Here is a 14,948-nt window from a genome sequence, read left to right as displayed (position 1 = left end):
ATCACTCCTGCTCGCGCAACTTGTCGAGCAATTCCAGGAACCTGTCGGGAATTTTCTGGGTCGAGTCTTGTTCATACACACGCTTCAGGTTTTCATCGATCTGCTTCTCGATTGCGACCTTTTTGCGTTCCTCTCGCCTGATATTCATATTTAAGTTATTCCCGAAATTCTTGTGCGCACTGTGCCTAACCGTTACGTATCCAATCAGGTTCCACGAAAATACGCATTTCTGAGGACGACATGACAGCAGCAGATCTGGCCCAATCGATCAGTCGCGAACTGCCCTACCTGCGGCGCTATGCGCGCGCGCTGACCGGCAGCCAGACCGCAGGCGACAACTATGCCGCCGCAACGCTGGAAGCCATTCTTTCGGATCGCGGCCTGATGGCTGGCGATGATACGCGGCTTTCCCTGTTCCGCACCTTTCACGCCATCTGGCAAAGCTCGGGCCAGCCGGTCGAACTGGAAGGCCAGACCCCGCAAGAGGCGCGCGCCCAGTCGCATCTGCGCAAGCTGACCCCGAACTCGCGCGAGGCACTTTTGCTGCGCACGATCGAAGAGTTGCGCTATGACCAGATCGCAAAGGTCATGCAGGTCGAGCAGCCCGAGGCCGAGGAGCTCGTCCAGATCGCCCTGTCCGAAATGAGCAACACGCTGTCGGGCAAGGTCATGGTGATCGAGGATGAAACCATCATCGCCATGGACCTCAAGGGCATCGTTCTGGCGATGGGCCATGAAGTCACCGGGATCGCTCGCACCCACAAGGCCGCGGTCGAGCTGGCGCATGAACGTCGCCCGGACCTGATCCTGGCCGATATCCAGCTTGCCGATGGCTCCTCGGGGGTCGAGGCGGTGAACGAGCTGATCTCGGATCTGGGCGACCTGCCGGTGATCTTCATCACCGCTTTCCCGGAACGGCTGCTGACCGGCGACCGCCCGGAACCAGCCTTCCTGATCTCGAAGCCCTATTCGGAAGAACAGGTGCGTTCGGCGGTCAGCCAGGCGATGTTCTTCGCCTCGACCGAGGGGCTGAGCGCGGCCTGACGGCGCCCGGCCTTATTCCCAGTCAGTCCGCGCAAACCGCGCGCTTCGCCTCGGCATAATCCCGGGCGAGGGTATCGATCAGCATGGCCGCGGGTTCTACCGTGCGGATTGCCCCGATCCCCTGGCCCGACCCCCAGATCTGGCTCCAGGCCTTGGCCTTGGCCGCGCCCCCAAAATCCATGGTCGTGACATCGGCCGTGTCCAGTGCTTCCGGGTCAAGCCCGGCATTGCGGATCGACGGGGCCAGATAGTTGCCGTGGACGCCCGTGAACAGGCTGGAGTTCACGATGTCCTCGGCCCCGCTTTCCACGATCATCCGCTTGTAGTCGGGCTGTGCATTCGCCTCGGCCGTGGCGATGAAGGGGCTGCCGATATAGGCCAGATCCGCGCCCATGACTTGCGCCGCAAGGACCGCGCGTCCGGTCGCGATCGACCCGGAAAGCAGCAGTGGCCCGTCGAACCAGGCGCGGATTTCCTGGATCAGGGCAAAGGGCGATTGCTGGCCGGCATGGCCGCCTGCGCCCGCGGCGACCGCGATCAGCCCGTCGGCGCCCTTGTCGATGGCCTTGCGGGCAAAGGTGTTGGTGATGACGTCGTGAAGCGCGATACCGCCGCAATCATGGGCAGCGGCGTTCACCTCGGGCCGGGCGCCAAGGCTGGTGATCCAGATCGGCACCCGGTGGCGATGACAGATTTCGATGTCCCGCTCGAGCCGCGCATTGCTGCGGTGAACGATCTGGTTCACGGCAAAGGGCGCGGCGGGATGATCTGGATTGGCCTGGTTATGGCGATCCAGTTCTTCGCTGATGCGGGTCAGCCAGGCGTCAAGAAGGATCGGGTCGCCATCTTTCTCGCGGGCGTTCAGCGCCGGAAAGCTGCCGACGATCCCGGCCTTGCATTGCGCAATGACCAGTTCCGGCCCTGACACGATGAACATCGGCGAGGCAACGACCGGGATCCGAAGGCCGGCAAGAATGGGGGGCAGCATGACGTCTCCTCGGTGGTCAGCATCGGGCGGCAGGTTGCACAAGCCGCCCGGCGCTGCCAACGGTTCCGTGGCGTCCGCTTCAGTAGGGCATCGGATTCTCGTGATGCAGACGGTCGATGCGCTTCAAGGCCTCATCCGTCAGAACCAGATCGATCCCCTTCAGCAGATGATCAAGCTGGGACCGGCTGGTTGCCCCGATGATCGGGACGCAGGCGAAGGGCCGCTGCCGGGTAAAGGCGATCGCCATGTGGATCGGGTCCAGCCCCAGTTCGCGGGCCAGGGCGTGATAGGCGCCGACGATCTCGACCGCCCGCCGCGTCCTGCGCCCGCCCAGATCGCCGGTCCCGCCATGCGCCTTGTCGACAAAGGCGCGGCTGCCATCCGGTTCGTCCCCTTCGCGATACTTGCCGGTCAGAAGACCGGCGGCCAGCGGCGAATAGGCCAGCAGCGTGACACCTTCGTTCACCGCCACCTCGGCCATGTCGGTGTCGTAAAGGCGGCACATCAGCGAGTATTCGTTCTGGATCGCCGCGACACGCGGTCCGCCGACGCGGGATGCGGTGTCGATCCAGCGCGTGGTGCCCCAGGCGGATTCGTTCGACAGGCCAAAGGCACGGACCTTGCCCGCCTTCACTGCGTCGGCCAGCGCCTCCAGCACGTCGGCCATATGGTCCAGCGTCTTCTGGCGGTCCTGCTTGCGCGGGTCATAGTGCCAGTTCTGGCGGAAGGCATAGCTGCCCCGGACCGGCCAATGCAGCTGGTACAGGTCGATGTAATCGGTGTGCAGCCGCTTCAGCGAGGCATCGATGGTCTGGTGGATGATGCGCCCGTCATAGCCGTCGTGGCGCACCTTGTCGCTGGGACCGGCCACCTTGGTCGCGATCTCGACCTTGTCGCGCCCGCCGCGTTCGGCCAGCCAGGCCCCGATGAATTCCTCGGTCCGGCCCACGGTTTCACGCAGGACCGGATTTACAGGATACATCTCGGCGGTATCAAGGAAAGTGATCCCGGCCCCGACCGCCATGTCCATCTGTCCATGGGCGTCGGCCATGCCGGTCTGGTTGCCAAAGGTCATGGTCCCCAGCGACACGGCACTGACCGTAACCTCGCTGGTGCCAAGCGTCACACGTTGCATCGAATGCCTTTCGTCAGAATTGGCGGAAGAGAATGGGAGTCGAACCCACCCGGGACAGGCTCGCTGCCCCAACCGGATTTGAAGTCCGGCCGCCCCACCGGGGACGATTCTCTTCCAAATGGCTCATCCGTCCGACCTGTCCGGCGTGAACAGGTCGATCCGGTGCGGATTGATGCGCCGCAAATCGCCCCGCCGCAAGGTTAGGCCGAGCCTGTCGAAGAAGTCGAGGATCTGGATCGCCACTTTGCGCCCGTTTTGCACCTGATCGCGAAAGGTGGGCGCAGTGAACCAGCCGTCATCGCTGGATTTGGCAATGTCACGGATGATCCCCACCATCTCGACCGTGGTTGCGCGGGCAAAGAAATGGTCATGAGCGATCTGGTCGACCCGGCCCTGACGCGCGGCCATGCGAAGAAGGCGGCGCAGCTCTGCCTCATCCTCGTCAAGCTCGCTGGCGAAGTCGCGGACACGCGGCGGACGGAAACGCTCGGCCCCTTCAAGGCGTGGCAGGATCGTGTCAAGGATGGCTTCGTCCTGCGGTGAAAGCCGGGGCAGGTGGCCCGGCAGGCGCAGGAAGGCGCCATCAAGGGCGATCCGGCCCGCCTCGGCCTCGGCCCGCAGAAAGGCCGCGAAATCCGTCTTCGGCAGGCGCGGCTCCAACACAAGACGCAGCCTTTCGCGACCCAGTCCCTGCAGATCGGCATTGTCGTTGTGGAAATCGGCCAGAACCTTTTGCGCCTGCGCGCGCAAGGCGCCAAGGCGTTCCGAAGCCAGCGCCTGCATCGTCCCGGCGATCACCTGAAGGCCCGACGCCGAAAGCGCCGTCTGGATCTGTTCTGGCGACAGGGCACGGTCCCGCGCGAAGCTCTGGATATCGACAAGCCCAATCTGCCCAAGCGCAGCCAACGCAGCCGCAGCGTCGGGAAGGGCCATGGCATGCAGGACGGCAAGCCGCTCGGGACGGGCCCGGCGACGGGCGGGTGCGCGAAGATCCACGATCTGCCCGCCGCCGATGGTCCGGCGCGCCGAAACGTCGCGCAGGATGAAGCGGTCGCCCACGGTCGCGGCCAAAGGCCGGTCCAGCACGATCTGCGCCAACCCTTCGGCACCCGGCATCAGGTCTCCGGAAAGGGGCACGATGCGGGCGCCAAGCTCGGCCGAGCCAACATGCAGCCGGGCAGGGAACCATGTCGTCAACGGCTTCGGCTCGGACGGCAGGACACGCATCAGGACGTCGATCCGGTCGGTCGGCGCGTGAAGTGTGGGATCAAGCGCCACATCCCCGCGCGAGATTGCGTCGCGCGCGACCCCGTCGCCCGCAAGGTTCAGTGCGCAGCGCTGCCCGGCAAGTCCTTGCCCTGCCTTGCGGTTCTGCGCGTGGATGCCCCGAACGCGCGCGGCAAGACCCAGGGGGCTGATGGTGATCTGGTCCCCGACACTGACCTGACCGGAAAGCACGGTTCCCGTGACCACTGTTCCTGCGCCCGCCAGGGTGAAGCTGCGGTCGATTGACAGCCGAAATCGGGCATCGGTGGCGCGGGCGGTGGTCGCAGTCTCGGCCTCGGCCAAGCGCTGCCGCAATGCGTCGATTCCCGCCCCCGACATGGACGACACGGGGATGATCGGGGCCCCCGCCAGCCCGGTCGGCGTCAGCAGCGCATCGATCTCCAAGGCAAGCATCTGGATCCGCGCCGCATCTGTCAGATCAGATTTCGTCAACGCGACGACGCCGCGGCGGATGCCCAGCAGATCCAGGATTGCCAGATGCTCCCTGGTCTGGGGCATGATGCCGTCATCAGCCGCCACGACCAGCAGCGCCAGATCGATCCCGCCAGCCCCGGCCAGCATGGTGTGGACGAATTTCTCATGCCCCGGAACGTCGACAAAGCCGGTGACGGTCCCCGCGCCCAGGTCGGCATAGGCAAAGCCAAGGTCGATGGTGATCCCCCGTGCCTTTTCCTCGGCCAGCCGGTCGGCGTCTACACCCGTCAGCGCACGGACCAGCGCGGTCTTGCCATGGTCGATATGACCGGCGGTTCCGACGATCATACAGGCAGCGCGTCAAGCAGTGCCTTGTCCTCGGGCAGGCAGCGCAGGTCCAGGATCAGCGCACCATCATGGATGCGACCGATGATCGGAACCGCAAGGCGGCGCAGCCGCTCGGCCAGGCCATCGGGCGAGGGCGTCAGCGCCAGGCCCGCGCTGGCAAGCGTCTCGGTGGGCAGCGCGCCAGAGCCAATCTGGCTGGCGCAAGCGATCACCTGCACGCGACAACCAAGCCGGGCCGCAACCAGCGGGGCCAGCCGTTCCGCCTGTGCCCGGATCTCGGCTTCCGACCGGGACAAAAGACGCAAGGTTGGCAAGCGCTCGGCCAGGCGGTCGGGATCGCGGTAAAGGCGCAGTGTCGCCTCGGTCGCGGCGATGCGGATCTTGTCCATGCGCAGGGCGCGCTTCAGCGGGTTCCTGTTGATCGCGGCAATGATCTCTCGCCTGCCCAGGATGAACCCCGCCTGAGGACCGCCCAAAAGCTTGTCGCCCGAAAATGTGACGACATCCGCACCCTCGGCAATCGCGGCCGCCACCGTCGGCTCGGGCGAGATCCCCCAGCGGGACAGATCGACCAGCGTGCCCGAGCCAAGGTCGTTCAGCATCGGCAGCGCGGCCTGCCGGGCGATTCCGGCCAGTTCGGGGGCAGGAACCTGGCTGGTGAACCCCTCGATCCGGTAATTCGAGGTGTGGACCTTCATCAGCAGCCCGGTATCCGGACCGATCGCTTCGCGGTAATCACGGGCGTGGGTCCGGTTGGTGGTCCCGACCTCGCGCAAGCGGCAGCCCGCCTGTTCCATGATCGCAGGCATGCGGAAGGCGCCCCCGATCTCGATCAACTCGCCACGCGAGACGATGGCCTCGCGCCCACGGGCCAGCGTGTTCAGCGCGATCAGGACGGCAGCGGCGTTGTTGTTGACGACCGTCGCATCCTCGGCCCCGGTCAGTTCGCACAGAAGTCCGCGCAGGTGGCTGTCGCGTTCACCTCGGCCCCCGCTGTCAAGTTCGAACTCCAGCGCGGCAGGCGCGCGCATGGCGGCCGTCGCGGCCTCGACCGCGGTATCGGCCAGAATGGCGCGGCCAAGATTGGTGTGCAGGACGGTCCCGGTCAGATTCAAGACCGGCCGCAGGCGCGACAGCGCCGCATCCTGCAAACTGGCCGTAACCGTCCCAAGGATCCGCTGGCTGTCAGGCAGGGGATCGGGCCGCGATGTCCTGATCGTCGCAAGCTCGGCACGGATCGCTTCTGTCACGACGGACCGGCCATGGGCTCTGATCAGCGCATCGCAATCGGCAAGCAGGCGATCCACGGAAGGCAGCGCACGCAGATCCGACATCAATATCCCATCATGAACGGATTGAAGCCCCCGCGCGTCCATTCCGTCTCTCGCATCATCAGGTCCAGCCCAAGACTTGCGACGTCATCCGCGACCGGTTCCAGGGTGGGGTTCTTGTTTTGGTAAAGGATCTTCACCCAATGCGAACATTCGCGGCAGATCTCGGCCTTGACGGTCGCTTCCTCGGTCTCGACCGAGCGATAGGTAATCCCCTTGGTTGAACCGCAGCAGGTGCATTTCACCCGAACCTCGTTCCACAGGGTCTGGCAGGTTGCACAGGAACAGTATCGCGCGCCTTCAGCCCCGATATTTTCCGTTACCATGCTGACCACCGGTCGACCGCCACATGCAGGGCATGTGCCGGTTCGGATCGCTACCAGTTGTTCCACGTGAAGCGTCGAGGCCAGCATCGCGGCATGGACCTGCAGGGCCGCGGCGGCGAAAATATGGGGTGCGATCGCGTCCGGAGGAATGTCATCGGCCAGGACATTGCCCATGACCCAATCCAGATCCGCAGGCGGCGCATCCTGAAGTGCCTGCAGGGCCAATCGCGCTGGTTCGGGCATCGGACTGTCGGCCAGTTTCCGGCAAAGCGCGGTCAGCACGGGGGCAAGCTCGGCACGCATCCCCTGCCGGTCCAGCGGCGGCATCCGGCTTGATCGCGCAAGTTCGATCCTCGCCGGAGGCAGCGGATCGGGACGCGGCAGTTCTTGGGCCAGCGCCGCCTGCGCACGCGAAACGTCGCCCAGGAATCTCAGGTAAGGCGCGAGGTTCGGACTGTGCTGGGCAAGGAAATCGAAACGCCCCGCCCTGGTTGCGAACAGGGTTTCCGGATCAGGAAGGCGCGCCAGGGGAACCTTGGCGACGCCGCCGATCATGGAAGGATCGGGTTTCAAGCTTGAAGTCATGGTGTCCTGACTGGGCCTGCGTCCGGGTCACTCTGCCGGACCGCGACCTTCACGTCCAGCCAGTTCCCGCAACCATTTGCGATGGTGCCGCCAGGCCCACCCGCCGGTCACAGTGCCCCGCGTCATCGCCCGCAGCGTGCCCCGCGTCCAGAAGGCGGCATAGACATGGACAATGAAGGTCAGGATGATCAGTACCGCCGCCAGCGAATGAACCAGCATCGCCCAGCGTCGAACGGGCAGCGAGACAAGGTCGGGGAAGTACTCTTCCCAGATCATCACGCCGGAAACGATCAGCACGATGATCAGACCCGACATCGCCCAGAAGACGCCCTTTTGCCCGGCATTGTACTTGCCGAGTTCGGGCAGCCGTTCCTCGTGCCCTTTCACCACTTCGCCGATATTCGCCACCCAGGTGCGATCCTCGGGGCGGGGCAGGTTCAGTTTCCAAAGCTGGGCGAACAGCACGAAGAAGCTGAAGAACAGCAGGATCCCCACGAAAGGATGCAGCCAGCGCGTGGCCTGGCCGCCCCCGAACAGCCCGGTCAGGAAGTAAAGCGCGGGGTGGAACAGGGAGAGGCCCGACAGCAGAAGCACGATCAGGGAAATCGCGGTCACCCAGTGATTGGCGCGAGTGAAGCCGCGATAGCGGCTGACCGTAACCGGCGCGACGGTTTCGATATGGTCACCGCTTTGGGAGTAGAGCCGCTTCTCCATCAGAGACTCTCCTTTCCGGGGGGCAGGCTGCTTTCGACAAGGTGCTCGGCCTCCTGCTCTTCCTGCTGCGAGACGCTGTTCGCACGCGCGAACAGGCCATGCAGGATCGAGCCGACCGCCGCCGCGCCGATCACGGCAAGCCCGACGGTCTTGGTCACACCCTTCCAACCGCGCACCACAGGCGAGATCCGGGGATCTTCGGGCAGGTTCGCGTAAAGCGAAGGCTGGTCCGCGTGGTGCAGGACATAGAAGACATGGGTGCCGCCGACGCCTTCCGGATCATAGATCCCCGCATTCTCGAAGCCGCGCGATTTCAGATCGGCAACGCGCGTGTTCGCGTGCTCGATCATATCCTCCTTGGTGCCGAAGACGATGGCCTGGGTCGGGCAGGCCTTGGCACAGGCCGGCCCCTGTCCCACGGCCACGCGATCGGAACACAGGGTGCACTTGTAGCTTTTGTGGTCGACCTTGCTGACGCGCGGGATGTTGAAGGGACAACCGGTGATGCAATAGCCGCAGCCGATACAGTTCTCGTGGATGAAATCCACGATGCCGTTCGAATATTGCACGATGGCGCCCGGTGCCGGGCAGGCCTTCAGGCAGCCGGGATCGCTGCAATGCATGCAGCCATCCTTGCGGATCAGCCATTCCAGATTGCCGGTTTCGGGATTGTCGAACTCGCTGAAACGCATCAGCGTGAACATGTCCGGCGTCAGGTCATGCGGATTGTCATAGACCCCGACATTGTGGCCGATCTCGGGCGAGGTGTCGTTCCATTCGGCGCAAGCCGACTGGCAGGCCTTGCAGCCGATGCATTTCGATACGTCGATCAGCTTTGCGACCGGCGTCAGCTCTCGCTCGGGCTTGGGCAGGTCGGGCATGGCCGAGGCGCGGACGACATCGCCCACGCCCAGGTTCGCGGTCATCGGCTGGATCGGCGGGTTCGAGACCGCCGTCCGCGGACTGTCGAGGTTCGGATCCATGGTCATGACACCACCTCGCCCTTCGCCGGTTCGATATTGCACAGAAACGCCTTGAATTCAGGCGTTTCCACGTTCGCATCGCCCACGAACGGGGTCAGGCTGTTTGGCCCGAACCCCTTGCGCGCGGCGCCAATGAAGCCCCAGTGCAGCGGGATGCCGACCACATGGACCAGCTTGTCACCGCATTGCAGCGGCCGGATGCGCTTGGTCACCACCGCCTTGGCGGTGATTTCGCCGCGCTTCGACCACACCCGCACGGTGCCGCCCTTGGTGATGCCCTTTTCGGCGGCCAGCTCCTCGCTGATCTCGACGAAAAATTCGGGCTGCAGGGCCGCGTTGATGCGGTTGTGCTTGGTCCAATAGTGGAAATGCTCGGTCAGGCGATAAGAGGTCGCCACAAAGGGAAACTCGTCACTGGTGGCGAATTGCTCTGCGTCCTTGACGAAGACCCGCGCCACCGGGTTGCCGCGCATTTCTGGGTTGAAGACGTTCGCAATGGGTGACTCGAAGGGTTCCATATGCGTCGGGAAGGGCCCGTCGCGCATCAGGCCGCGGGTAAACAGCCGCGATGCCCCTTCGGGGTTCATGATGAAGGGACCGACCGCATCCGGCTTGGCGGTGGGCGAGATGTCGGGGATGTCGTAGCCCACCCACTTCTCGCCATTCCATTCCATCAGCTTGCGCGTGGGATCCCAAGGCTTGCCCTGCATGTCCGCCGAAGCCCGGTTGTAAAGGATCCGGCGGTTCAGCGGCCACGAGAAGCTCCAGTTCAGGAACAGGCCGGTATCGTCGGGATCGGTATTGTCCCGGCGCGCCATGTTGTTCCCATCCTCGGTCCAGCAGCCGGCATAGATCCAGCAGGCAGACATGGTGGAACCGTCGTCGCGCAACTGACTGAAGTTCAGCAGTTGCTTGCCCTTCGCGGTCAATAGCTTGCCGGTGTCCACCAGGTCATGGACATCCCCCAGCGCCCTGCCGTTCAGTTCCTTCGCCAGTTCCTCGGCCGTGGGCTCGTTCTCATCGGCATAGTCCCAGGTCAGGTTCAGGATCGGGTCGGGGAAAGTTCCGCCTTCTTCCTGGTAGAGCTTCTTCAGCCGCAGGAACAGCTGGGACATGATCCAGGTATCGCGCTTGGCCTGGCCCGGAGGGGTCGATGCCGCCCAGTGCCATTGCAGCCACCGGCCCGAATTCACCAGCGAACCATCGTCCTCGGCAAAACTGGTGGTTGGAAGCTCGATCACCTCGGTCTGGATCGAGGCCGGATCCACGTCGTTGTATTCGCCGTGGTTTTCCCAGAAATGGGCGGTCTCGGTCTCCAGCGGATCCATGACCACCAGAAGCTTCAGCTTGGCCAGCGCCGAGGTCAATTTCGCCCGGTTGGGGAAGGACAGCAGCGGGTTGAAGCCCTGGCAGAAATAGTTGGTGATCTTTCCTTCGTCCATCAGCTCGAACATGCGCAGGATGTCATAGGTCGGGACATCCAGCTTGGGCAGGTAGTGATAGGCCCAGTCGTTCTGGACCGTCGCCGCGTCGCCCCACATGGATTTCATGAAGCTGACCATGAACTTGGGATAGTTCTGCCAGTAACTGGTCTGGCCCGGTCGTAGCGGCTTGAAGGCGCGGCTGGACATGTAGGTCGTCCAGTCGGCCTCCTTCTCGGTCGGGATATTCAGGTAGCCGGGGATCAGATTCGACATCAGGCCGATATCGGTCAGACCCTGGATGTTGGAATGCCCGCGCAAGGCGTTCATCCCGCCGCCCCGGACGCCGATATTGCCCAGGATCAGCTGCAGCATCGCCATGCCACGAATGTTCTGCGACCCCTTGGAGTGCTGTGTCCAGCCAAGCGCATACATCGACGTCATGGCCTTGTCGGGGGCCGAACATTCCCCGATCATCTCGGCGATCTTCAGGAAGCGGTCCTTGGGCGTGCCACAGACCTGTTCGACCAGTTCCGGCGTATAGCGTGAGACATGCTCTTTCAGCAGGTTCCAGACGCAGCGCGGGTTCTGCAGGGTCATGTCGACCTGCGCGAAACCGTCATCGCCGATGACGTAATCCCAGCTCGACTTGTCATAATCGCGCTTCTCGGGATCATAGCCCGTGAAAAGCCCGTCGCTCCACCCGAATTCGTCCTTCACGATGAAGGCCGCGTTGGTGAAGTTCTTGACGTATTCCCACTGGACCTTGTCGTTCTGGATCATCCAGTTGATCATGCCCATCAGGAAGGCGATGTCCGATCCCGGCCGGATCGGGGCATAGTAATCCGCGACCGAGGCCGTGCGCGTGAACCGGGGGTCCACGACGATCAGCTTTGCGCCGCGATGGGCCTTGGCCTCTGTCACCCATTTGAAGCCGCAGGGATGGGCTTCGGCGGCATTGCCGCCCATGACAATTACGAGGTCAGTGTTCTTGATGTCGGTCCATGGATTGGTCATCGCTCCGCGGCCAAAGGTCGGGCCCAAACTGGACACCGTGGGGCCGTGTCAAACGCGCGCCTGGTTATCGAAACCGACAATTCCCAGCGACCGGACCACTTTGTAGGTCAGCCAGGCCGTTTCATTCGTGGTGGCCGAGGCGGCCAGGAAGCCGGTCGAAACCCAGCGATTGACCGGCACGCCGGCATCGTTGTTCTGGACGAAATTCGCCTCGCGGTCGTCCTTGAGCGCGCGGGCGATCTTGTCCAGCGCCTCTTCCCAGTCAATTTCCTCGAACCGGTCGCTGCCGGGGCGGCGGATGCGGGGAACGGTCAGCCGGGTTGCCGACAGGACCGTATCCTTCAGTGCCGCGCCCTTGGGGCAAAGCGTTCCGCGATTGGTCGGGTGATCCGCGTCGCCCTCGATATGGACGACCTGGGCGGTTTCACCCGCCGCCACGTCGCCCTTGGAATAGATCAGGATGCCGCAGGCGACCGAGCAATAAGTGCAGGTGTTCCGGGTTTCCGTGGTCGAGGCCAGCTTGAATGCGCGTACGTGCGCCTGTTCGGCAGCTTCCGCGTCCCCAAATCCCATTGCCCCGAGTGAGGTTGCCGCGACACCCGCACCCGCCAGCTTCAGAAAGCCACGGCGTGAGAGGTCGATGTTCATCGTGCCTCCTATTTTGCCTGTCAAATGGATAGGTAGGATCAGCATGACTCTTGGAGAAGCGAGTTGTCAAGCAAAGCAAAAACCCCCGGCAAAACCGGGGGCCTTCGCACTAACCAGATGAAAATAATAGAGAAGAGCGAGATCAGACTTCGACTGCCACGGCCCCGATGGGATGAGAGCAACAGGCCAGGATATAGCCTTCCTCGATATCTTCGTCCGTGATGCCTCCGTTATGGACCATGTGCACGTCGCCCGAGATCTTGCGGATCTTGCAGGTACCGCAAAGACCGAAGGTGCAGCCCGACGGAATGTTCAGACCCTGCGACTTGGCGACACCGAGGACAGTGTCGGTTTCGGCGCATTTCGCGATGATTCCCGAACTGGCAAAGGTGATCTGCGCCTGGTTCGTCTCGTCCGGGATGACGTCGTCCAGAACCGGTGCCTCGGCCTCGTTCCTGACGGGAGCACCAAAGCTTTCCTGATGATAATGCTCCATGTCATAGCCAAGCGCGACCAGCATGTCGCGCACCGCCTGCATGAAGGGTTCGGGCCCGCAGCAGAAGACCTCGCGTTCAAGGTAATCGGGGGCCATCAGGCCCAACATGATCTGATTGAGACGACCCCGATAGCCGTGCCAGGTGCGGAAAGGATCCGCATCCTCGATGGTGAAGCGCAGTTGCAGACCGGGCACCCGGTCCGCCATCTGCTCAAGCCGCTGGCGAAAGATGATCTCGCTGGGGCTGCGGGCCGCGTGGACAAAGACGATGTCCGGCATCTCGCCCGAGTCCCAGGCCCAGGTCGTCATCGACATCAGCGGCGTGACGCCCGATCCGGCCGAGATGAACAGGTACTTCGGGGCCTCGTGCCGGATAAAGCTGAAAATCCCGGCCGGGCCAAAGGCTTTCAGCTTCATCCCCGGCCGCAGGTGGTCCAGCATCCAGCGCCCACCCTGGCTGCCCGGCTGAGCCTTGACCGTGATCGAGATCGACAAGGGCCGCGACGGGCTGGAGCTGATCGTATAGGTGCGCTGGACGTTCCCGCCGGGAACCGGCAGGTCCAGCGTGACGAACTGTCCCGGCTGATAGTCGAAATAGGACCCCGACGGTGCGCGGAAGGTGAAGGTGGCGGTGTCCTGCGTCTCGGGCACCACCATTGCGCATTCCAGCGGCTCGTCGTCCTTCCACGGGCGGTCGCCGAAGGCCTTGACCAGAACCGCCATTATTCCGCCGCCATCGCCGGGGCCGGGTTCAAGCGGTTCTTCATCAACGAGACATACCAATCGACGAAGTGGATCACCCCTTCTTCCTGCGTCTTGGAATAGGGCCCAGGTTCATATGCGGGGGACCGGATGCCGTTCTGGTTTTCTTCGACCACGCGGCGATCTTCATCATTGGTGGAAAGCCAGACCTCGGTCAGCTTTTCAAGATCATAGTCCTTGCCCTCGACCGCGTCCTTGTGAACCAGCCACTTCGTCGTAACCTCTGTTTCAGTGGGGCTGATCGGCAGCAGGCGGAAGACGATCGCATGGTCCGCCAGGAAGTGGTTCCAGCTGGACGGGAAATGATAGAACATCAGGCTGCCCGCGTCGGCCCAGGGCATGCCACCCATCAGTCGCGTCACCGCCGATTTCGTCGACATGGTAAAGCTTTCCGCGTGGTCAAGCAGCGGCACCCGCGCCAGCCTCCATTGCATGTCCGCCTGGCTGACAAAGCGCGCGGGCATCCCAGCCTTGTCGCAGCGGTCCCAATGGGCGAGAATTTCCGGCGAGGCGGCATTCGGCCCTTCCATCACCGTCATCAGCGGGTTGTCGGAATAGGTCCGGCACAGAGACGGGTGAGAGCCGCTGCAGTGATAGCATTCGCGGTTGTTCTCGATCACCAGCTTCCAGTTGCCCTTTTCCACGATGGTCGAGGAATGGGCGACCTTGGCATCGGCCAGCAGGCCTGACGGCGCAAGATAGGGAACCAAGCTTTTCGCAAGCTCGCCGATCGCCGGGGGCACCTGTGCCAGGCAGATGAAGACCATGCCGTTCAGATCGACGCAATGAACGGTCTTCAATCCGAATTTCGAGGCATCGAAGTCATCGCCCATGTCACGGGCGTAAAGCAGCTTGCCGTCCAGTTCGTAAGTCCACTGGTGATAGGGGCAGACAAGCTTCGCGGTCGAGCCCGTGGCTTTAGAGCACAGCCGCTGTCCACGATGACGGCAGACGTTGTGGAAGGCGCGGACCTTGCCGTCGCCGCCTCGCACGATCAGGACCGGATAAGCGCCGACCTGAAGTGTCGCGTAGTTGCCGGTCTTAGGGATTTCGCAGGACGGAATGGCGAAAAGCCATTCCTTGTACCAGATCTGCTCAAGGTCCGCCTGGAAGGCCCCCTGATCGCAGTAAAGGTCGCGGGTCAGGGAGTAATTTCCCGGACGGCTGGCAAGCTGGGACAGAATTTCGGCATTGTTCAGCATGGCTGGGTTTCCGGTGGCTGGAGAGGGCGTCCTTCACGCGAGATTTGCACCGGATCACGTCGCCGCAATCCACCAAATGCGACATCCCGACGACGAATTCTGACGTTGCGTGACACGTGACCGCCACTTGCCGTCAGACGGCCTGAAACCTGTGGGAATAACCCTGTGGAGGAATCGGGTGCGACTCAGATGGGCGAATCTGTGGGAATCAATTCGGACAAATAGAGCCTGTGGATGCCAGCCCCGA

Annotated in this window: 12 protein-coding genes and 1 tRNA gene; 1 reads left to right on the top strand and 12 read right to left on the bottom strand. The window is 63.2% G+C overall.

All coding sequences use genetic code 11. The features are described from left to right. Position 1: 1 nt before the first annotated feature. Complete coding sequence (locus ACO2Q4_RS16745; protein WP_311759840.1) at positions 2 to 148, bottom strand: NepR family anti-sigma factor; 147 nt, start codon at positions 146 to 148, stop codon at positions 2 to 4. Positions 149 to 240: 92 nt separating this feature from the next. Here ACO2Q4_RS16745 and ACO2Q4_RS16740 point away from each other — a divergent pair, with 92 nt between their 5' ends. Continuing rightward, the gene (locus ACO2Q4_RS16740; protein WP_311759839.1) at positions 241 to 1,044 is read left to right on the top strand and encodes a response regulator; all 804 of its coding nucleotides are present in this window, start codon (positions 241 to 243) and stop codon (positions 1,042 to 1,044) included. A 22-nt stretch (positions 1,045 to 1,066) separates the two neighbouring features. Here the strand turns inward: ACO2Q4_RS16740 and ACO2Q4_RS16735 are convergent, their stop codons facing one another. From ACO2Q4_RS16735 to ACO2Q4_RS16685, 11 genes are all read right to left on the bottom strand, one after another. Continuing rightward, on the bottom strand, positions 1,067 to 2,032 hold the full coding sequence (locus ACO2Q4_RS16735; RefSeq protein WP_311759838.1) for an NAD(P)H-dependent flavin oxidoreductase: 966 nt from the start codon (positions 2,030 to 2,032) through the stop codon (positions 1,067 to 1,069). 79 nt (positions 2,033 to 2,111) lie between these two features. Then, the gene (locus tag ACO2Q4_RS16730) at positions 2,112 to 3,167 is read right to left on the bottom strand and encodes an aldo/keto reductase (RefSeq protein WP_423320703.1); all 1,056 of its coding nucleotides are present in this window, start codon (positions 3,165 to 3,167) and stop codon (positions 2,112 to 2,114) included. A 20-nt stretch (positions 3,168 to 3,187) separates the two neighbouring features. Further along, positions 3,188 to 3,283 (bottom strand) — tRNA-Sec (locus ACO2Q4_RS16725). 7 nt (positions 3,284 to 3,290) lie between these two features. Then, complete coding sequence (gene selB / locus ACO2Q4_RS16720) at positions 3,291 to 5,216, bottom strand: selenocysteine-specific translation elongation factor (RefSeq protein WP_423320701.1); 1,926 nt, start codon at positions 5,214 to 5,216, stop codon at positions 3,291 to 3,293. Continuing rightward, on the bottom strand, positions 5,213 to 6,550 hold the full coding sequence (gene selA, locus ACO2Q4_RS16715) for an L-seryl-tRNA(Sec) selenium transferase (protein ID WP_311759835.1): 1,338 nt from the start codon (positions 6,548 to 6,550) through the stop codon (positions 5,213 to 5,215). Before selA ends, selB begins: the two co-directional genes overlap by 4 nt. Beyond that, entirely contained in the window at positions 6,550 to 7,458 is a 909-nt protein-coding gene (gene fdhE / locus ACO2Q4_RS16710) for a formate dehydrogenase accessory protein FdhE (RefSeq protein ID WP_311759834.1), read from the bottom strand. Before fdhE ends, selA begins: the two co-directional genes overlap by 1 nt. 27 nt (positions 7,459 to 7,485) lie before the next feature. Then, positions 7,486 to 8,172, bottom strand: a complete 687-nt coding sequence (locus ACO2Q4_RS16705; protein ID WP_311759833.1) for a formate dehydrogenase subunit gamma — start codon at positions 8,170 to 8,172, stop codon at positions 7,486 to 7,488. Then, the gene (gene fdxH / locus ACO2Q4_RS16700) at positions 8,172 to 9,161 is read right to left on the bottom strand and encodes a formate dehydrogenase subunit beta (RefSeq protein WP_311759832.1); all 990 of its coding nucleotides are present in this window, start codon (positions 9,159 to 9,161) and stop codon (positions 8,172 to 8,174) included. The genes ACO2Q4_RS16705 and fdxH overlap by 1 nt, the downstream gene beginning before the upstream one ends. Further along, positions 9,158 to 12,241, bottom strand: coding sequence for a formate dehydrogenase-N subunit alpha (gene fdnG, locus ACO2Q4_RS16695; protein WP_423320698.1), 3,084 nt, complete (start codon positions 12,239 to 12,241; stop codon positions 9,158 to 9,160). Before fdnG ends, fdxH begins: the two co-directional genes overlap by 4 nt. A gap of 142 nt (positions 12,242 to 12,383) precedes the next feature. Further along, positions 12,384 to 13,460, bottom strand: a complete 1,077-nt coding sequence (locus ACO2Q4_RS16690; protein ID WP_395134365.1) for a 2Fe-2S iron-sulfur cluster-binding protein — start codon at positions 13,458 to 13,460, stop codon at positions 12,384 to 12,386. Next, the gene (locus ACO2Q4_RS16685; protein ID WP_423320696.1) at positions 13,460 to 14,701 is read right to left on the bottom strand and encodes an aromatic ring-hydroxylating oxygenase subunit alpha; all 1,242 of its coding nucleotides are present in this window, start codon (positions 14,699 to 14,701) and stop codon (positions 13,460 to 13,462) included. Before ACO2Q4_RS16685 ends, ACO2Q4_RS16690 begins: the two co-directional genes overlap by 1 nt. Positions 14,702 to 14,948: the final 247 nt, after the last annotated feature.

It is taken from the genome of Paracoccus sp. KR1-242, from assembly GCF_049446195.1.
GTDB lineage: Bacteria > Pseudomonadota > Alphaproteobacteria > Rhodobacterales > Rhodobacteraceae > Paracoccus > Paracoccus broussonetiae.
This window is presented reverse-complemented; position numbering and strand designations above follow the sequence as displayed.